General features: G+C 54.3%; 16 protein-coding genes. 14 read left to right on the top strand and 2 right to left on the bottom strand.

All coding sequences use genetic code 11. The features are described from left to right. The first annotated feature begins 5 nt into the window (after positions 1-5). From ACFFLD_RS10785 to ACFFLD_RS10795, 3 genes are all read left to right on the top strand, one after another. Positions 6-1,025, top strand: a complete 1,020-nt coding sequence (locus ACFFLD_RS10785; RefSeq protein ID WP_386039986.1) for a MucB/RseB C-terminal domain-containing protein — start codon at positions 6-8, stop codon at positions 1,023-1,025. Between the two features lie 32 nt (positions 1,026-1,057). After that, entirely contained in the window at positions 1,058-1,510 is a 453-nt protein-coding gene (locus ACFFLD_RS10790; RefSeq protein ID WP_386039988.1) for a SoxR reducing system RseC family protein, read from the top strand. Between the two features lie 67 nt (positions 1,511-1,577). Beyond that, positions 1,578-3,002: a DegQ family serine endoprotease gene (locus ACFFLD_RS10795; RefSeq protein WP_386039990.1), complete on the top strand. Its 1,425-nt coding sequence runs from the start codon at positions 1,578-1,580 to the stop codon at positions 3,000-3,002. A gap of 99 nt (positions 3,003-3,101) precedes the next feature. Here ACFFLD_RS10795 and ACFFLD_RS10800 read toward each other — a convergent pair whose 3' ends face one another. Further along, positions 3,102-3,593 carry an MgtC/SapB family protein gene (locus ACFFLD_RS10800; RefSeq protein ID WP_386039992.1) on the bottom strand — a complete coding sequence of 164 codons (492 nt, stop codon included), beginning with the start codon at positions 3,591-3,593 and terminating at the stop codon, positions 3,102-3,104. Positions 3,594-3,890: 297 nt separating this feature from the next. Here ACFFLD_RS10800 and lepA point away from each other — a divergent pair, with 297 nt between their 5' ends. From lepA to acpS, 7 genes are all read left to right on the top strand, one after another. Further along, positions 3,891-5,705, top strand: a complete 1,815-nt coding sequence (lepA, locus tag ACFFLD_RS10805; RefSeq protein ID WP_386039994.1) for a translation elongation factor 4 — start codon at positions 3,891-3,893, stop codon at positions 5,703-5,705. A gap of 15 nt (positions 5,706-5,720) precedes the next feature. Further along, positions 5,721-6,521 (top strand): signal peptidase I, encoded by an 801-nt coding sequence (gene lepB, locus ACFFLD_RS10810; protein ID WP_386039996.1) that lies wholly within the window; start codon positions 5,721-5,723, stop codon positions 6,519-6,521. A gap of 112 nt (positions 6,522-6,633) precedes the next feature. Further along, entirely contained in the window at positions 6,634-7,326 is a 693-nt protein-coding gene (gene rnc, locus ACFFLD_RS10815; protein WP_386039998.1) for a ribonuclease III, read from the top strand. After that, positions 7,323-8,222, top strand: a complete 900-nt coding sequence (gene era, locus ACFFLD_RS10820; protein ID WP_386040000.1) for a GTPase Era — start codon at positions 7,323-7,325, stop codon at positions 8,220-8,222. Before rnc ends, era begins: the two co-directional genes overlap by 4 nt. Positions 8,223-8,230: 8 nt before the next feature. Next, a complete protein-coding gene (recO, locus tag ACFFLD_RS10825) occupies positions 8,231-8,926 on the top strand; it encodes a DNA repair protein RecO (RefSeq protein WP_386040003.1) in 696 nt (231 codons plus the stop codon). A gap of 106 nt (positions 8,927-9,032) precedes the next feature. Then, positions 9,033-9,887 carry a pyridoxine 5'-phosphate synthase gene (gene pdxJ / locus ACFFLD_RS10830; RefSeq protein ID WP_386040004.1) on the top strand — a complete coding sequence of 285 codons (855 nt, stop codon included), beginning with the start codon at positions 9,033-9,035 and terminating at the stop codon, positions 9,885-9,887. 3 nt (positions 9,888-9,890) lie between these two features. After that, positions 9,891-10,268 carry a holo-ACP synthase gene (gene acpS / locus ACFFLD_RS10835; RefSeq protein ID WP_386040006.1) on the top strand — a complete coding sequence of 126 codons (378 nt, stop codon included), beginning with the start codon at positions 9,891-9,893 and terminating at the stop codon, positions 10,266-10,268. A 128-nt stretch (positions 10,269-10,396) separates the two neighbouring features. Here acpS and ACFFLD_RS10840 read toward each other — a convergent pair whose 3' ends face one another. Continuing rightward, on the bottom strand, positions 10,397-13,126 hold the full coding sequence (locus ACFFLD_RS10840) for an ATP-binding protein (protein ID WP_386040008.1): 2,730 nt from the start codon (positions 13,124-13,126) through the stop codon (positions 10,397-10,399). Between the two features lie 90 nt (positions 13,127-13,216). On the opposite strand from ACFFLD_RS10840, the gene cysM reads away from it, so the two are divergent. The 4 genes from cysM (at position 13,217) to mazG (ending at position 18,751) form a co-directional block, all read left to right on the top strand. Next, positions 13,217-14,125, top strand: coding sequence for a cysteine synthase CysM (gene cysM, locus ACFFLD_RS10845; RefSeq protein WP_386040010.1), 909 nt, complete (start codon positions 13,217-13,219; stop codon positions 14,123-14,125). 2 nt (positions 14,126-14,127) lie between these two features. After that, the gene (locus ACFFLD_RS10850) at positions 14,128-15,540 is read left to right on the top strand and encodes a TRAM domain-containing protein (RefSeq protein WP_386040012.1); all 1,413 of its coding nucleotides are present in this window, start codon (positions 14,128-14,130) and stop codon (positions 15,538-15,540) included. Between the two features lie 95 nt (positions 15,541-15,635). Further along, positions 15,636-17,912: a GTP diphosphokinase gene (gene relA / locus ACFFLD_RS10855; protein WP_386040014.1), complete on the top strand. Its 2,277-nt coding sequence runs from the start codon at positions 15,636-15,638 to the stop codon at positions 17,910-17,912. Continuing rightward, positions 17,912-18,751, top strand: coding sequence for a nucleoside triphosphate pyrophosphohydrolase (gene mazG / locus ACFFLD_RS10860; protein WP_386040016.1), 840 nt, complete (start codon positions 17,912-17,914; stop codon positions 18,749-18,751). The genes relA and mazG overlap by 1 nt, the downstream gene beginning before the upstream one ends. The last annotated feature ends 44 nt before the right edge of the window (positions 18,752-18,795 follow it).

Raw genomic sequence — 18,795 nt, forward strand, 5'->3', positions numbered from 1 at the left:
GCAACATGAAGTCCCCCTGGCGCAATAAACGCGCATGGTTACTGGTGGTGATGGCGGGGACGCTCTCGTTTCAAGTGCAAGCTCAGAGCGCTGATACCTCTGACGTTAGCGCTACTGGCTATGAATGCACACAAGCTCCCCAGGTGACGCCCAGTACGCCCGGTGAGTGGTTGGAACGTGGTTTATGGGCCAGTCACTGTTATACCTTCCAGGCCCGGGCAGTCGCCATTGATGCCGTTGGGGTGCGCACACTGGCAATGTCACACCGTATCCAAGACGGTGTTCGTCAGCAGGTTGTGCAGTATCTGGATGGCCCCTCTGTGAGTATTGAGCGGCATTCACCGGTAGGGTGGTTGGCCTGGACCGAAGAGAGCGAGAATGGCGAGCTACCCTCGCCCGAGCGGTGGACGTCTCATCTAGAGCAGTTTTATACCATTAGGGTCGAAGAAGAGACCCGCGTCGCTGGCCGAGATGCGATCAAGCTAGTGTTTGAGCCGCATGATGAATGGCGTTTTGCGCATGAATGGTGGTTAGACCGCGATACCGGGTTGCTGCTAAAACACATTTTGAATGACCAGAACGATAGGGTTATTGAAACTTTCCAAATTACGCAGCTTCAGTCACCGGAGCAGTATGCCGGTAATGTCCATGCCTATGAATCGGGTAGTGTTCAGCAAACGCCATGGCAAAGTACTTGGTTGCCCGATGGTTTCGTTGCCCAGCCGGTTAGCTTTACTAATGATGAGCGCTATCAGCGGGTCTATAGCGATGGCTTAGCTACCGTTAGTATTTTTGTTGAGTCTGTTTCGTCAGATGACAAGCCAGCTCTGCAGGCAGGGGTTCGGCAGTTGGGAGTGTCTGGGGTAGCGATAGAACATTATGTGTCTGATGGAAAGCGTTGGCAGATCATTGCAATCGGCGAAGTGCCGGTGGATACGCTGCAGCGAATAGTTAGCTCTATCAGGTTTGAACCTCTGGCCGATACGGCTCAGGAAAGTGGTGACCCTGATGGGGTGGCCGAGTAGCGTGTCCTCTCCTCGCTTAAGGTGAAACAACAATGATGGCCTCTGCGCCCTGTGCCTCGCTGCTTCGCACCGGCACGGTGGTTGACTATGCCCCACAGGGGATTGTCGTCGAAATATCAGCTCAGCAGAGCTGTGAGCCGTGTGCCCAAGGAAAAGGTTGTGGTATGGGCTTGCTAGTTCGTCGTCAGTACCAGCGTATCACCATTTCACTTCCTTCAAGTTTGCATCGAAAAGAGCAGCGCTACCCGCTGGGTTGCCAGGTGACGATCAGCCTGCCACGTGCCTCCGTTACGCGATTGGCGGTTTATATTTACGCGCTGCCTTTATTGCTTGCGCTTTGCTTGGCAGGCATTGCGTCACAAGTGAGCGAGCTCACATGGCTGGCGCCATTGGCTTTTTTTATAAGCTTGTTGGGAGGGGCCCAGGGCATTAAGTATCTATTGCGTGAACGAGGGGAACGCTTTCGTCCGCGCCTGGTCAGTTAGGTCTCCAGCACATTGCTGTGAGGTTGTTCTAGCGTGTGTTTACATCACTTCCAGTAGGAGCTCTTGCATGAAGCGCTTGATTCTCCCTTCCACACTATGGGTATGTGTGGTGGCGTTGCTAACTTTTAGCCAAATGGCCAGCGCCCAAAGCTTGCCTGACTTTACCGAGCTTGTTGAAGAGGCCGCCCCGGGCGTGGTTAATATCTCAACCAGTAGAACGGTTCAGCGTACCAGTGCTCCGGGCCTCGATGGGTTTGGCGGCCAGCAAATTCCGGAAATTTTCCGTCATTTCTTTGGAGAGGGCTTTGGTGATCGCTTCCAGGCACCTCCCGGTAATGGCCAAGGGCGCCCTGAAGAGCGTCAGTCATTGGGATCAGGTTTCGTAATCAGTGAAGATGGCTACGTAATGACCAACGCCCACGTTGTTCAGGACGCCGACGAAATACTGGTACGTCTTAATGATCGCCGCGAGTTGACTGCCGAGCTGATTGGTAGCGACCCGCAAACTGATGTGGCATTGCTCAAAATTGACGCAAGCGACCTGCCAACGCTTTCTCTGGGTGACTCAGATGAGCTTAAAGTGGGCGAGTGGGTAGCGGCCATCGGTTCGCCTTTTGGTTTTGATCACTCCGTGACGGCAGGGATTGTTAGCGCCATTAATCGTACGCTGCCACGTGATGCATATGTACCGTTTATCCAGACGGACGTGGCGATTAACCCCGGTAACTCTGGCGGCCCGCTGTTCAACTTGGATGGTCAAGTGGTCGGCATTAATTCGCAGATATTTACCCGCAGCGGTGGCTTTATGGGCCTGTCGTTTGCTATCCCCATCAATGTAGCGATGGATGTGGCTGACCAACTGCGCGAAGACGGCCGTGTTAATCGTGGCTGGTTAGGTGTCATGATTCAGCCGGTATCGGAGGATCTGGCCGAATCGTTTGGTATGGACAGTGCGATTGGTGCGTTGATTGCCGATCTTGATCCCGAGGGCCCAGCGGCACAGGGTGGGCTTCAGGCTGGCGATGTCATTCTTGAAGTCAATGGTGAAGAGGTCGAGCGTTCAAACACACTGCCTCGCATGATTGGTAAAGGGGCACCAGGCACGGAAATTGAACTGCTGGTAATGCGCGACGGAGAAAAAGTAACTGAGACCGTCGAGCTGGGCAGCTGGCCCGATGCCGAGCAGGAGTCCTCTCAAGCTGGCGACGGCAACCAAACACGCCTTGGATTGGCGGTGGCTGAAATTGATGAAGCCATGCGTGAGGAGCTAAACATTTCAGGCGGTTTGGTGGTGAATCAAGTGGAGTCTGCCAGCGTGGCTGCAAGAGCGGGTATTCGCCCAGGCGATGTGCTGGTGAGCATTGATCATCGCGGCGTGTCGTCCTCAAGCGAACTTGTCGAGATTGTCGAGTCGTTGCCGACCGACCGTGCCATTCCGGTGCGCCTGTTCCGGGAAGGCCGCTCACTGTTCGTGGCGCTGCGCCTCGAGTAACGCTGCTTTTTCGCAATGAGTCCGGCGGTTACCCGCCGGACTTTTTTTGCGCCGCGCTTTTTTATCGATTAAGTGCGCCACCGGTTCTGCTTGGCATAATCACTCCTTGGTATCTTTTTTATCGTTATCGTTATTCTTAATATCCCTCTCTAACATTTCGTGCTCAAAGAAACCTAACAACACCATGATCATTAACCCCGAGAAGGTGACTATGCTCGCCAGGGCGAAGTTATTGATGCCAGCCGCCACGCCAATCGCGCCCGCTAGCCAGATGGAAGCGCCTGTTGTGATCCCTTGAATGTGGGTGCCGCTGCGAATAATACAGCCCGCGCCCAGAAATCCAATGCCGCCAATCACACCCTCGACGACACGATTGGGGTCAATGCTAGCGGCGTTATTTCCTTCCCCCGAGGCAAACAGTACACTCATGCCGACCAAGATGAACGTAGCCGAGCCCAGCGATACCAGCATGTGAGAACGCAAACCTGCCGGTTTACCACGTAGCTCTCGTTCCAAGCCAAGACAAAGCGCCAGGCCAGAGGCCACCATCAGGCGTGTAAACATATCCAGAATAGGAATTTCAGTTTCCATAGCGTCCCTTGTAAAACTCCCGTTAATTCTCATCACCCGATTACACACTTAGCATAGATGCCCACATGTGCAATGAACGAGACAAGAGCGCTTGCCTAGAAGGAGTTAACGGGATGAATAAGTTGAACGGCAGGGTGTTGGAAAGCTAGCCAAGAGGTCGCTATTTTTTTGCATTTTTTGATGAACATAGCACCGGCACCCCGCTAACGGTACAATGTCTCCAAATTTCGATTGCGCCTATTAAGGGACGATTTCTAATCGTACTCCGTCGCGTACATACCCGGATTAAAACGGCAAATGACCCAAGAAAACGTTAGTAAAATCAAGCACATTAGAAACTTCTCTATTATCGCTCACATTGACCATGGCAAGTCGACGCTTTCAGATCGTTTAATTCAGACCTGTGAAGGGTTAACCGAGCGCGAGCTTAAAGAGCAAGTGCTTGACTCGATGGATATAGAACGTGAGCGCGGCATTACCATCAAAGCGCAGTCGGTCACGCTCGATTACACCGCCGCTGACGGGCAGGTATATCAGCTTAACTTTATCGATACCCCTGGGCACGTTGACTTCTCCTATGAAGTTTCGCGGTCGCTATATGCCTGTGAAGGCGCGCTGTTGGTGGTCGACGCGGCGCAAGGAGTGGAAGCTCAGTCGGTTGCCAACTGTTATACCGCCATTGAGCAAGGCCTTGAAGTGCTACCGGTACTCAACAAGATCGACTTGCCTCAGGCCGACCCAGACAAGGTTTCTCAAGAGATTGAAGAAATTATCGGCCTGGACGCTACCGATGCCTGCCAGGTATCGGCCAAAAGCGGGATTGGTATAGACGCTTTGCTGGAGCGGCTGGTGAGAGATATACCGCCACCCAAAGGGGATCCCGACGCGCCCCTTCAAGCGCTGATTATTGATTCCTGGTTTGATAATTACCTTGGCGTGGTCTCGCTGGTTCGCCTGTTCGATGGCACGTTGCGCAAAGGCGACAAGATTCGCATCAAATCGACTGGGCGTGACTGGGGCGCGACTGAAGTGGGTATTTTTACCCCGCTACGCAAACAGACCGATATTCTGCGTGCTGGTGAAGTAGGTTTCATCGTTGCCGGTATCAAGGAAATCCATGGGGCGCCGGTGGGGGACACGATTACCCATACCAAAACGCCGGATGTAGCGCGCCTGCCTGGTTTCCAGAAGGTGAAGCCGCAGGTTTACGCAGGCATGTTCCCGGTCAGCGCGGACGATTACGAAGATTTCCGCGACGCGCTTGAGAAGTTGGCGCTTAACGATGCCTCGCTGGCGTATGAGCCGGAAAACTCCGACGCGCTGGGGTTTGGCTTTCGGGTAGGTTTTCTAGGCACACTGCACATGGAGATTGTGCAAGAGCGGTTGGAGCGTGAGTACAACATTGATCTGCTCACCACCGCGCCGACGGTTGTCTATGAATTGGCGATGAAAAATGGCGACATTAACTATGTCTCCAACCCTTCCAAGCTACCTGACATGGCTGACGTTGATGAAATGCGTGAGCCGGTGGTGCGTGCCAGCATCCTGGTGCCTCAAGAGTATGTCGGCAATGTCATCACTGAGTGTGAGCAGCGCCGTGGTACCCAGCGGGACATGCAGTTCTTGGGCAACCAGATTCAGCTGGCCTATGAGCTACCCATGTCCGAGGTGGTGATGGACTTCTTTGATCGTCTGAAGTCTATTTCGAAGGGGTATGCATCGCTTGATTACAGCTTCGAACGGTTTGAAATGGCCAAGCTGGTGCGTCTTGATGTGCTTATCAACGGGGACAAAGTTGATGCGCTTGCGGTGATTATCCACCGTGACCACGCTCATCACCGCGGTCGCCTTTTGGTTGAAAAAATGAAAGAGCTGATTCCTCGGCAAATGTTTGATGTCGCTATCCAGGCGGCTATCGGGGGACAAGTGGTGGCGCGTTCAACGGTAAAAGCGCTGCGTAAGAACGTTACCGCCAAGTGTTACGGTGGTGATGTCAGCCGTAAGAAGAAACTGCTCGAGAAACAGAAAGCGGGTAAGAAACGCATGAAACAAGTGGGGCGAGTGGAAATTCCCCAGGATGCCTTCCTTGCTGTGCTCAAGGTTAACGACTAGGAAAGAACACCACCCATGGATTTTTCACTACTGCTGGTACTTGCCGTTGCGCTTTCAGGCGTTATCTACCTGCTAGACGTTGTCTTTTTAAAACCCAAACGCCGTGAGCGCTTTGCCGCCGCGGAGGCCCAGACGCAAGAACTGGATCCCGCTACCAGCGAAAAGCTGCTTAAAGAACCATGGCCGGTCGATTACGCTCGCTCGTTTTTCCCAGTGTTGCTGGTGGTGCTCGTGGTGCGCAGTTTCATTGTCGAGCCCTTCCAGATTCCGTCGGGCTCAATGCGCCCGACGCTTGAGGTCGGCGATTTTATTTTGGTCAACAAGTTTGCCTATGGGCTACGGTTGCCGGTCGTGAATACCCGGTTTATCGAAGTGGATGATCCTGAGCGCGGCGATGTCATGGTATTTCGTTTTCCCCAGGAGCCCTCGGTGAATTTTATAAAACGGGTAATAGGTCTCCCGGGCGATAGCATTCGCTATGAAGGCAAGCAGCTTTACGTCAACGGTGAGCCGGTTCCAAAAGAGTTGATCGAAGAAGGCCCCGCGGCCTCCCCAGAGCAACTACTATTAGCAGAACAGTTAGGTGACGCTGAACACTTTATATATAACAACCCGCGTGATCCTGGTCCTCAAATGCGAGAAGTGGTCGTTCCTGAGGGGCACTATTTTATGATGGGTGACAACCGCGATCACTCTAACGACAGTCGTTATTGGGGCTTCGTTCCCGAAGAGAATATCGTCGGACGCGCCTTCGCCGTCTGGATGCATTGGGATGGCGGCTTGCCGAGCTTTACCAGCGTACGGCACATTGAGTGAATCCTATAATTACGATGTGCCTGGTTATGATGTACTTGTTTACGATGTACTTGGTTGCGATGTACCTAGTTAGTAATGTCACTTTAGTTAGCGTCGATGACGTAGGAGAGCTGTGAGTAATTCCTTGAACGCTTTTTGCCGACGAATCGGCCATACCTTTGGCGATGAATCGCTATTGGAACTGGCCATGACCCATCGTAGCTTCGGTGGTCGTAACAATGAGCGCCTGGAGTTCCTGGGTGACTCCATTGTCAACTTCGTGATTGCCGAGGCGCTATTTCAACGCTTTCCGCAGGCGCGCGAGGGTCAGCTTTCACGTCTGCGTGCACGTTTGGTGAAAGGCCAAACGCTGGCTGAGCTGGCGCGGGAAATGGAGTTCGGAGAGTGTTTACGCCTAGGATCTGGTGAAATGAAAAGCGGCGGACATCGCCGCGAATCAATTCTGGCGGATGCGGTAGAGGCTATTATTGGCGCTATCTATCTGGATGCGGGAATGGATGTCGTGCGTGACCGCGTATTGGATTGGTACGCCCAAAGGTTGGAAAATATTTCATTACAAGATACCCAAAAAGATCCCAAAACCCGGCTGCAAGAGTTCTTGCAGTCGCGGCAAGCCGCTTTACCGCGGTATGAAGTCGTCTGCGTAAAAGGCGAGGCACACGCCCAGACCTTTACCGTGGAGTGCTACATTGACCTGTTGGCTGAGCACACCACTGGTAAAGGCCCTAGCCGCCGGCATGCAGAGCAGCAAGCAGCAGAAGAAGCGCTGTCATATCTTGAAAAAAGTCCTGGAGACAAGTCATGAGTCAAACCTGCGGATTTGTGGCCATCGTTGGCCGACCCAACGTGGGTAAATCGACCCTCATGAACCGTATTTTGGGGCAGAAAATATCGATTACCTCGCGGCGCCCGCAAACCACGCGCCATCAGGTAATGGGTATTAAAACGGTTGATGAAACCCAGTTCATCTATGTCGATACCCCGGGCATGCATATTATGTCCAAGGATCGCAATAAAGCCATTAACCGCTTTATGAATCAGGCCGCCACTCAGGCGCTGCGCGATGTTGATTGTGTGGTGTTTATTATCGATCGCACGCGCTGGAGCGAAGAGGACCAAGCGGTGCTAAAGCGGTTAGAGCACGTAAAAGCCCCGGTGATTTTGGCGGTTAATAAAGTTGACCGGCTGAATGATAAAGGTGATTTGCTGCCGTGGCTTTCAGAGGTAGGCGCGCGCCGTGACTTCGCCGCGATTGTGCCTATTTCCGCTAAGCACGGCACCCAGGTAGACACGCTGGAAGCAGAGGTTGCCAAGCATCTTCCCGAGAGCGTTCACTTTTTCCCCGAAGACCAGATTACTGATAAGAGCCTGCGCTTCATGGCCGCTGAACTGGTGCGTGAAAAGGTGATGCGGCAACTGGGTGACGAGCTTCCTTATCAGATGACCGTTGAAATTGAAGAATTTCGTGAGACCGAGCGAGTGACGCACATCAGTGCCCTCATTCTGGTTGAGCGGCAGGGACAAAAAGTCATTCTGATTGGTGAAAACGGTGATCGCCTCAAAAGTATTGGTCGCGAGGCACGCCTGGACATGGAACGCGCGCTGGGCACCAAAGTGATGTTGAACTTATGGGTGAAGGTGAAGCGCGGTTGGTCTGATGATGAACGCGCGCTAAAAAGCCTGGGTTACGACCTCGATTGAGTGTAGCGATGTCGCCAGAGCCGGCTTTTTTGCTCCATCGCAGGCCCTATCGCGAGACCAGTGCACTGGTCGATCTATTAACGCTTAATCACGGTAGGGTGCGTGCTGTCGCACATGGTGGTCAAAGGCCCGGCTCAAAGTCACGCCAACGCCTGCAGCCTTTTACGCCGTTATTTGTAACGTGGCAGGGTAGCCGTGAGTTAAAGCGACTGACGCTCATGGAGTCTCGCGGTCAAACCGCGCTGCTGGTGGGCGAAGGATTGCTTTGCGGGCTGTACGCCAATGAAATTGCCACTCGTCTGTTGCCTTTAGAGCTACCCACGGCAGACGTATTTGCGTTTTATACTGCGTTACTCGAGGCGTTAACCTCGCCCGCCGAAAGAGCTTTGGCATTGCGCCGTTACGAGTGGGCACTGCTGGAGGCGCTGGAGGCAACGCCACGCTTTACTACCCCCGAAGGCAATGGGTTGGATCCGCAGCGACAGTACCGATTCGATACGGCAAGCCGTGCGTTTGCCCCTGCTGAACGGGGGCTTGACGGTAGAACACTGCGCTATATTGAGCAGGGCGACTGGCAGCATGAAGGGCTGGCTAAAGCGTTAAAAGCGGTGATGCGTGCTGCGTTAGCACCGTATTTAGGCACCACGGCGTTGCGTTCCCGAGAGCTGATGCTCGATTTGGCGCGGCGTCGCCACCGTCCATAATTGTTGTCTGTTATTTAACTAATGATTTCTATGGAGCTTCTGATTAACGCCGTTTGAGTCAGCTGCAATGGTTAATCGGAGGTTTCCTAGCTGCGCTGGAGGCTCTATGCACCCCCCTCGGATACTGTTAGGTGTCAATATCGATCACATCGCCACGCTTCGTCAGGCCCGGGGTACTCGCTACCCTGATCCCGTGCAGGCTGCGTTGGTGGCTGAAGAAGCGGGTGCCGATGGTATTACCGTGCATCTGCGCGAAGATCGCCGTCACATTCAGCCGCGTGATGTGCGCATCCTGGCCGAGGTGATGAATACACTTATGAACCTTGAAATGGCCGTGACCGAGGAAATGCTTGTCTTGGCAGAAGAGATACGTCCAGCGCACGTATGTCTGGTGCCCGAAAAGCGTGAAGAGCTCACCACTGAAGGCGGGCTGGATGTGGTAGGTGGTTTCGACATGATTGCCAACGCGTGCCAGCGGCTAAGCGCGGCGGGTTGCGATGTGTCGCTATTTATTGATCCAGAGATTGATCAAATAGACGCCGCCAAGCGCGCCGGCGCTCCTACCATTGAGCTTCATACGGGCGCTTATGCTGAGGCTCGCCCAGGCAGCGAGACAGCGAATGACGAATATCACCGCTTAACGGTCGCTGCCAATCACGCTATATCGCTGGGATTGGTCGTCAATGCCGGCCATGGTTTGCACTATCACAATGTGGAAGCGATTGCGGCGTTGCCCGGTGTCAATGAGCTCAATATTGGTCACGCCATTATTGCACGTGCTCTGTTTGTCGGATTGAAAGAGGCCGTGCAGGACATGAAGCGTTTGATCATTGCAGGGCAAGAAGCCGGGCTCATGGCAGCGCTCGATGCGCATGATCTGGACCACGACCACGACCACGACCACGACCACGACCACGACCACGACGATGGCCATGTGCATAACGGATGCTGTGGGCACTAACCCGTGATTGTTGGAATTGGCTCTGATATTGCGCAGGTGGCACGTTTTACGCGGGCCGTGCAGCGGCACGGTCCGCGTTTTGCCCAGCGCATTTTAGGTCCCGATGAGCATGCGTTGTGGCTTCAAAAATCGCAGCCTGTGGCGTTTTTGGCCAAGCGCTTTGCCGCCAAAGAGGCGTTTGTAAAGGCCTTGGGGTTAGGCCTGCGTCAAGGGCTGCAATGGTGCGACATACAGGTGCTCAACAACACCTTGGGTAAGCCTTACTTGCTGCTTAGCGGTGAAGCTGAACGGCTCGTTAAGGTTGCCGGTGTCACGGCGAGCCACGTTTCGTTGAGTGATGAAGCCGAGTATGCGGTCGCTTTTGTGGTGTTGGAGCGCTAAGTAGTTGAATAACAAATACTGGAAGGCCAATTGCTTGAAGACTAAGTACTGGAAAACCCAATACTGCAAAAGTAGGTATTCAAACTCTAAATAGCCCCGTTGCTCGCAACAACCGCATGAGCGATTGGCTAATGACTAAGCAACTGCGGGCGATAGGCACGTAATCGCGCCATTGCCCGGTAAAGGTCCGTCAGCAAGTTTTCTACATGCTCTAGACCGCTGGTACGCAGGCGGGTTTCCAAGGTCTCGACGAGCAGAGCCAGCTCCGGCGCGCCACAGTAACGACTGGCGCCATTCAGCCCATGTACCCAATCAAGCAGAGTCGTCAATTGCTGTTGTGCAAACGCCGCGCGCATATGCTCTTCACTCTCCGCCAGGCTATCAATTAGGCGCTTTAACTGCTCGCGGGCCAAGTGTTCTTTACCGCCTGCCAGGCGGGCGCCAAGCTCCAAGTCGATAACGGGAAGGGGAGCGGGAGGTGTGATCGGATAGTTGGGTGCTATGGCAGTGCTCCTGCGTGGTAATAAGGCTTGTTCACGGCTATCAGCCAAGCGATGACTAAAGCCCAAAAAGCGGCGCAACAGTTGATGCAGCTGGGTCTCGTCAATCGGTTTTGTCAGCACGTCATCCAGCCCCTCGGCAAGCCACTTTTGGCGTTCGCTGGTGAGCACATGGGCGGTAACCGCAATAATGGGGCATTGGGCCCAGGTGCTGCTTAAGCGGCGCAGGGCTTGGCTGGTTTGTACTCCATCCATACCCGGCATACGAATATCCATTAGCACCATGTCTGCGTGATGGGTGCGGGCAAATGCCAGCGCCTTGGCACCGCTTTCAACCGTGGTGATCTCCAGGCTGGGGTCTTCAAGCATGCTGCTGAGTAGTTCAAGGTTCGATACATTATCGTCAACAATCAGTAGCTTAACCGGCTGGGGCGAGGCAGTAGACGTCGTTCGAGGTGGCTCGATAGTGTTGGCTGCCACGAAATCGGGTAATAATAGTTGCTTGAGTGATGATACCAACTGGGCACGCGCAAACGGTTTATAAAGCACCTCTCCGCCGTGGGGTAAGCTTAGCGTTGGAAGATCGTAGCTATTGCCATTGGCTAACACCAATACCGGGCACGAAGCTTGATCGATGACCGCTTGCCAGTGACGATGACGCTCGGCGCTAAAATCGCTCTGCTCCAGTCCTATGATTAGCAGCTGTGCCGACGCAGTCGCCTCAAACGCTATCGGCTGTGCGTCCCAACGCTGCAGTAAATGCTCCAATACATGGCGTGTCGGCGCGTGGGGTTCATGTAAGCGAATAGTGGGATAAGAGAGATTGATTTCCGGGGGGCGTTCGACGGCTTTGTTAGCAAGCATGGGTAAAGTAAAAGAGAAAGTGGTGCCTTTGCCCAATTCGCTTTCCACCTCAATCTCACCCCCCATACGTTCAACCAACTGACGACAAATGGTGAGTCCTAAGCCGCTGCCGCCAAAGTGGCGAGAATGGCTGGGTTCGGCTTGGGAAAAAGCGCTAAATAAAGCTTCCTGATGGGCATCGCTTAAGCCGATGCCCGTGTCACTCACGCTAAAGTTAAGCACTACGTGCTGGCCTTCCTGGTTATCCAGCATGACACGAACAATGACATCGCCTTTATGGGTAAATTTGAGTGCATTACCGATTAAATTGTTCAGCACTTGGTGAATGCGCAGTGGATCACCGCATAGCGGTAAGGGGACATCGTCATACACCATTGCCACTAAATGTAGCTGCTTTCGCTGGGCTTCTGGTGCATGTAGCCCCACCACTTCATCGACTAGCGCGACGATATCGATATCGGCTTCTTCCAGTGTTAAACGGTTGGCCTCAAGTTTGGAAAAATCGAGCACGTCATTAACTAACATCAACAAGTTGTCGCAGGCCCGGAGAACATGTTGAAGCCACTCTTGCTGGCGCGTATCTAGCGATGAGCGTCCCAGTAGCCGACAAAAGCCGACAATGCCGTTAAGAGGTGTACGGATTTCGTGACTCATATTGGCTAAAAATTCTGACTTCACGGCATTCGCCCTTAGCGCGCTACGATGAGCTAAATCAAGCTTGATATTCTGTTCTTCAATGGTTTCCATTGATTCTTGCAGCTCGCTGGTGGCCTGCTCGATTTGCATATGCATATCTCGCTGAGCCTGCTGGAAATGTTCCGCCAGGGCATTGATGTGGTTCGTCAGGTATTGGAGTTCCACGCTATTGGAAGCGGGCAGATGTAACCGATAATCTCCCCGAGATAAGCGATAAAGGGCTTGGCTAGCCTCTTCTATAGGACGCGTAACGTAACGGCTGATAGCAAAAGCGATTAAAAACATCAGCAGGCCCAGCAACATACCGCCTAGGCTGAGGCTCGCAATTAATTGATAACTTCTCAGTGTCAGCGTACGGGTATCCATATCAATCGCTAGCCAGCCAACGGGGGCATTGCTGATGGTCGATTGCGTTGCTGCTAACGGTAAGCGCAGTTGCCAACTATCTTCCTCTATCACCACTGGATTGGTGGCGGTCATATCGAGGATGGGTAGGGCGGGCTGCGTCGGTTGACCCTGTAATAAACGCTGGTTGCCTTGCAAGCCATAGACAGCCACTGCGCGTATCGCTGGTCGGTTAATCAACTGGCGAACCAAGACCTCAAGGCGCTGCTCATCTTCTGCTTCAAGCGCGTCAGCAAGACTTGGCGCAAGCAGTTCCCCGGCGCTTTTTACGCGCTCTTGCTGCCCGGTTCGAGCTTGCGTATCACTCTGTATGACCAGCAATACGGCCATCATGGCATATACCATGAGGGGGAAACCGAGTAGCGCAAACAGAAGACGCGTGTTTAAAGACATGAAAGAAGCTCGCCGATTCAATAAGGGTGCCTGTCAAGCGCAAGGCAGCACCGATATAATGCAGCATATTAGTGACGATAAGGAACAGGCATGAATGATCTTAAAGGCTATCCCACCTTGGAAGATGTGGTTGGCAACACGCCGCTAGTGCGCCTGAAGCGCATTACTGCTGGGCGCAACAATACGCTGCTGGCCAAACTTGAGGGCAATAATCCGGCGGGTTCGGTGAAAGATCGTCCTGCACTTTCAATGCTTAGCGAAGCAGAAGCGCGGGGCGACATCAAACCTGGCGATACGTTAATTGAAGCGACGTCAGGCAATACCGGCATTGCCCTGGCCATGGCCGCGGCCATTAAAGGCTACCAAATGGTGCTGGTGATGCCTGAAAACGCCTCTGAAGAACGTAAGCAGGCGATGGCAGCCTATGGCGCTAAATTAATCTCGGCCAGCAAGGCGGGCGGTATGGAAGAAGCCCGCGATATTGCCGATAGCATGATCGCGAAAGGCGAGGGGAAACCGCTCAACCAGTTTGCCAACCCTGATAATCCGCTCGCGCATTATCGGACCACCGGCCCTGAAGTGTGGCAGCAAACAGGCGGAGAGGTGACTCACTTCGTCAGCTCCATGGGCACGACGGGGACCATTATGGGCGTGTCCCGCTATTTGAAAGAACAAAACCAGGCGATTCAAATTGTCGGTTTGCAACCCGCCGATGGCGCGAGTATTCCGGGCATCCGTCGCTGGCCGGAAGAGTATCTGCCGGCTATTTTTGAAGCGCCGCGCGTGGATATTACCCTGGACATCGGCCAGCAAGAGGCCGAAGAGCACATGCGCCGGTTGGCCCGAGAAGAGGGCATTTTGGCGGGCGTATCATCAGGCGGCAGTTTGGCGGGCGCGCTGCGGATTGCCGAGCAAACAGAAAATGCCGTAATCGTCTTCATTGTCTGTGATCGTGGCGATCGCTATCTGTCCACTGGCCTGTTTGCCCCAGGAGTATAACCATGGCCATGTTGGGAAAACGGCGACCGCCCAGACCGGCATCTGGTCACTCAGGGTTAGCGCGGACATCTGAGAGTAAGGCGCCGTCTACTAGCTCAGACCACGCTAACGCAGACCGGTCAGCGCCTTTGGTGATTGAGCGCTTAGCGCACGATGGACGTGGGGTTGCGCATGCCGCTAATGGCAAAACCGTGTTTGTTGATCAGGCGCTGCCCGGTGAACAGGTCGAGGTGGCGGTGCATGTTACTCGCAAGCGCTACGATGAAGCCCATATCAAATCCCTGCTGACAGAGTCAGAGCAACGGGTGACACCGCCCTGTCCCCATTTTGGCCATTGTGGTGGTTGCGATTTGCAGCATTTGAGCATTGATGCCCAGCGTACTCATAAGCGTGAAGTCGTCCGTGAGCTATTTTCCCGCCAGGGCATCACGTTGGAAGATATCGGCTCGATTGAAGGCAGCAGCCAGGGCTATCGTCGTCGTGCTCGGCTTGGCGTCAAGGTCGATAGTGAGGGGAATACACGCCTTGGCTTTCGTGCAGCTAATAGTCACCGGTTGGTAGACATTGAGCGTTGTCCCGTCCTGGTTGATGCCTTGCAGCGGTTGCTAACCCCGCTGCGTGCCTTAATTAAAACCTTGGCTGCACCGCGTCTGGTGGGGCACATCGAATTGATTTCAATGCCTGATGTCCAGGTCGTGTTAGTGCGCCAGTTGAAGGAGCACGCAGAGGACCTTGAGCGTTGGCAAGCGTTTGCGCATCAGCAACCGGTAGCGCTGGGCACCTGGTCGGGGCGTGACACGCCCACCCTGCACTGGCATGGTGCGCCGCCGGCGCTGGAAGAGTCGTTGACGCTTGAGGGGCAGTCGCCGCTGACGCTGAGTTTTGCACCTGGCGACTTTTTGCAGGTCAATGCCGAGGTGAATCAACAAATGGTGGCGCAGGTCGTTCATTGGCTGGCCCCTAAACCCGGACAAAAACTACTCGATCTCTTCGCGGGTATCGGTAATTTTAGCGTGCCGTTAGCGGCCGCCGGGGCGGACGTTCACGCGGTAGAGGGCAACGCTGCGATGGTAGCGCGCCTGGCGATAAACGCTCAGCGCAATCAGCTAATGATAAGTGGCCAACAGGCCGATTTAAGCGATCCGGGTAGCGTTAAACAGTTGCTCACCGACCACCACGAGTGTGATGCCCTGGTGCTTGATCCGCCACGTAGCGGGGGTGAGGCAATTTGCCAGGCGCTAACGCGCAACCCGGTGCCTAAGGTGGTCTATATTTCCTGTGATCCAGCGACCCTTGCGCGGGATGCGGCACATCTTGTGCATGCGGGTTACCGGATCAAGCAAGTAGCCGTGGCGGATATGTTCCTTCACACTGCGCATATGGAAACGCTGATGGTGTTTGAGCACGGGGGCTAGACGTTGTTGCGTTGCCCCATAGCATCAAGCGACTGTCATCAAAACAAGGTGACGGCCGTGTGGAGACCGTCTTCCTGACTGGATGAGTGAATGACATGGTAAAAGTGCGTGAAGACCAACCGCTAACCGCTAGTGGAACGGTAGACATACAACAATGGTTAACACGCCTGCAAGAGGATGTGCGTCTACGCGATCCTGAGCGTTTAATTGACGCTTGCGAGCTTGCCGAGAAACTGGAGCTTGAGGCCCCACGGCATCACCGAGTCTGGTTGTCGCCGGGCTCTAGTTTTCGTATGGGCCTGGAAATGGCCGACATTCTTGGTGATTTAAAGCTCGATCAAGCCACCCTGGAAGCTGCTGTTCTCTATCGTGCGGTGCGCGAAGGGTTATTAAGCCTGGAAGCCGTTTCAAAACGCTTTGGTGCTGAAGTGACCAGTTTGATTGATGGCGTGCTGCAAATGGCGGCTATCAGCTATCCATTGGTCCCAGAGCATGGCATGAGCCAACATAATCAGCAGGAAAATCTGCGCAAGATGTTGGTGAATATGGTCGGCGATGTGCGCGTCGCGCTCATCAAAATTGCCGAACGTACCTGTGCGCTTCGGCAGGTAAAAGATGCCCCCCGGGAAAAATGTTTACAGGTCGCCCGGGAAGTCGCCGATATTTATGCGCCGCTCGCGCACCGTTTAGGCATTGGTCAACTGAAATGGGAGCTTGAAGACCTCTCGTTTCGTTATCTGCATGAAGATGAATATAAAGCGATTGCCAAGCTACTGGCGGAAAAACGTCTCGACCGGGACCGCTATATTCATGATGTCGTGGAAACCATCAAAAGCTTGATGGAGGCCCAGCACATCCTTCGCTACGACGTGGATGGTCGGGCGAAACACATTTACTCGATCTGGCGTAAAATGAAGCGCAAGCGGATCGATTTTTCGCAAGTCCATGACGTGCGCGCGGTACGCATCCTAGTGCCCGAAGTGACCGACTGTTATACCGTATTAGGTATTATTCACTCGCGTTGGCATCACGTTCCAAACGAGTTTGACGACTATATCGCCAATCCTAAAAAAAATGGCTATCAGTCGCTGCACACCGCCGTCATGGGGCCTGAAAACAAGGTGCTCGAAATTCAGATTCGCACCTTCGCCATGCACGACGAAGCCGAGCTTGGGGTGTGCGCCCACTGGCGCTATAAGGGACACGATACCAACGCTAAGAGCCGTAGCTACGAAGAGAAGATCGCCTGGCTGCGCCAAGTGCTGGAGTGGCAGGATGAAGTGGGTGGCTTTGGCGATCTGCGTGAAGGACTCTCTAGCGATGTCGCGCCGGATCGTATCTACGTCTTTACGCCCGATGGACACGTAATCGATTTGCCGCGGGTTGCCACACCCATCGATTTTGCGTATCGGGTGCATACCGAAATCGGTCACCGTTGCCGGGGGGCCAAGATTAATGGGCGCATCGTGCCGCTCACCTACAAGCTAAAAACCGGCCAGCAGGTCGAGATTCTTACCGCCACCAAAGGAGGTCCCAGTCGTGACTGGTTGAACCCCAGTTTGGGCTACGTACGCACTTCTCGAGGGCGGGCGAAAATTCAGGCATGGTTTAAACATCAGGCGCGGGATCAGAATCTTGAAGAAGGGCGCACGCTGTTTGACCGTGAGATGCGTCGCCTGGATGTGGATGGACTCGACCTGCCCAAACTGGCCAAAGCCGTTAACTACTCGAACGCGGACGATATGTATGCCGCGATTGGCGCCGGGGATTTGCGGATAGGGCAGGTATTGCACCAGGCCCAGCAGCTGTTTGGTGAAACGGACGATCAGGAGCAGCTTGACCGACTGCTCGCCAAGCCTAAACGCCAATCCAGCAAGGCCACCAAAAGCGATATTACCGTGCTCGGCGTGGGAAATTTGAAAACCAGTATGGCCAACTGCTGCCGCCCGGTACCTGGCGAGCCGATCATTGGCTTTATTACTCAAGGCCGTGGCGTGACCGTGCACCGTCAAGATTGTAGCAATATTCTGCAATTGCGCCTTGATGAGCCCCAGCGCCTTATTGAAGTGGAGTGGGGCGAGCGTGCTCAGACCCGCTACCCGGTGACCATCGAGATTCAGGCCTGGGACCGTTCCGGTCTACTGCGCGACGTCACCGGCCTGTTAGGCAATGAAAAAGTCAACGTACTGGCGGTCAATACCCTCACCGACACTGATGAAGGGATTGCCCGGTTGCGTATTACCTTGGAAGTCGATGGCCTGGAAGCGTTAGGGCGGCTTTTTTCGCGTATCCAGCAGTTGCCTAACGTGACCGAAGTGCGCCGTTTGCGCAATGCCGACCCCGATCAACAGATACGTAAGGGAGGAGCATAATGCGCTATCATCTGGACGATCTGCTAACGCTAATGCAGGTGTTACGTGACGCCGAGCAAGGCTGCCCCTGGGACCTGGCGCAGGACTGGGACAGCATCGTGCCGCACACCATCGAGGAAGCCTACGAGGTTGCCGATGCCATTGAGCGGCGCGCCTTTGACGAGTTACCCGGCGAGCTGGGGGACTTGCTCTTTCAGGTGGTCTATTACGCCCAGTTTGGTGCGGAACAGCAGCGCTTCGATTTTGCCGACATTGTCGATACGCTAACGACCAAGATGCTGCGTCGTCACCCGCATGTATTCCCCGACGGGACGCTTGCCTCACGGCGACCGCCGGGGGTAAGCGCTGAGCAGGTGCAAACCCAGCAGGTCAATAGTCGTTGGGAAGCTTTAAAGGCCGACGAGCGCGCCGACAGAGCAAGCCAGCCACCGTCGGTGCTCGACGATGTGCCGCGCACGCTGCCAGCCCTTAGCCGCGCCGCCAAACTGTCTAAACGCGCAGCGCGAGTAGGCTTTGACTGGCCTGATGCGCGCGGCGTGATAGCCAAAATTCGTGAAGAGCTGGAAGAAGTCGAGGAAGCACTCGCGGCCGGTGACCAAACGCATGCTCAGGAAGAAGTCGGCGACTTGCTGTTTGCCGTCACTAATTTGGCGCGCACGCTGAATGCCGACCCCGAACACTGCCTACGCGCTACCAATGCTAAGTTTGAGCGTCGCTTTCGCTATGTCGAGAGCGAGCTCAACGCCGCCCAACGGCCGCTGGTGGAGGCCTCGCTAGACGAGATGGAGGCCCACTGGCAGGTAGCAAAAGCACAAGAAAAAGAACGTACACCTAACTGAACTAGGGTTTGTACGAAAAGTCGGCGAGCGATGGTCAGGCAAGG

This window comes from Vreelandella sulfidaeris, from assembly GCF_042429665.1.
GTDB lineage: Bacteria > Pseudomonadota > Gammaproteobacteria > Pseudomonadales > Halomonadaceae > Vreelandella.

Coding starts and splice junctions, on each gene's coding strand:
- ACFFLD_RS10785 (WP_386039986.1), top strand. CDS start 6: ATGAAGTCCCCCTGGCGCAATAAACGCGCATGGTTACTGGTGGTGATG.
- ACFFLD_RS10790 (WP_386039988.1), top strand. CDS start 1,058: ATGATGGCCTCTGCGCCCTGTGCCTCGCTGCTTCGCACCGGCACGGTG.
- ACFFLD_RS10795 (WP_386039990.1), top strand. CDS start 1,578: ATGAAGCGCTTGATTCTCCCTTCCACACTATGGGTATGTGTGGTGGCG.
- ACFFLD_RS10800 (WP_386039992.1), bottom strand. CDS start 3,593: ATGGAAACTGAAATTCCTATTCTGGATATGTTTACACGCCTGATGGTG.
- lepA (WP_386039994.1), top strand. CDS start 3,891: ATGACCCAAGAAAACGTTAGTAAAATCAAGCACATTAGAAACTTCTCT.
- lepB (WP_386039996.1), top strand. CDS start 5,721: ATGGATTTTTCACTACTGCTGGTACTTGCCGTTGCGCTTTCAGGCGTT.
- era (WP_386040000.1), top strand. CDS start 7,323: ATGAGTCAAACCTGCGGATTTGTGGCCATCGTTGGCCGACCCAACGTG.
- recO (WP_386040003.1), top strand. CDS start 8,231: ATGTCGCCAGAGCCGGCTTTTTTGCTCCATCGCAGGCCCTATCGCGAG.
- pdxJ (WP_386040004.1), top strand. CDS start 9,033: ATGCACCCCCCTCGGATACTGTTAGGTGTCAATATCGATCACATCGCC.
- ACFFLD_RS10840 (WP_386040008.1), bottom strand. CDS start 13,126: ATGTCTTTAAACACGCGTCTTCTGTTTGCGCTACTCGGTTTCCCCCTC.
- cysM (WP_386040010.1), top strand. CDS start 13,217: ATGAATGATCTTAAAGGCTATCCCACCTTGGAAGATGTGGTTGGCAAC.
- ACFFLD_RS10850 (WP_386040012.1), top strand. CDS start 14,128: ATGGCCATGTTGGGAAAACGGCGACCGCCCAGACCGGCATCTGGTCAC.
- relA (WP_386040014.1), top strand. CDS start 15,636: ATGGTAAAAGTGCGTGAAGACCAACCGCTAACCGCTAGTGGAACGGTA.
- mazG (WP_386040016.1), top strand. CDS start 17,912: ATGCGCTATCATCTGGACGATCTGCTAACGCTAATGCAGGTGTTACGT.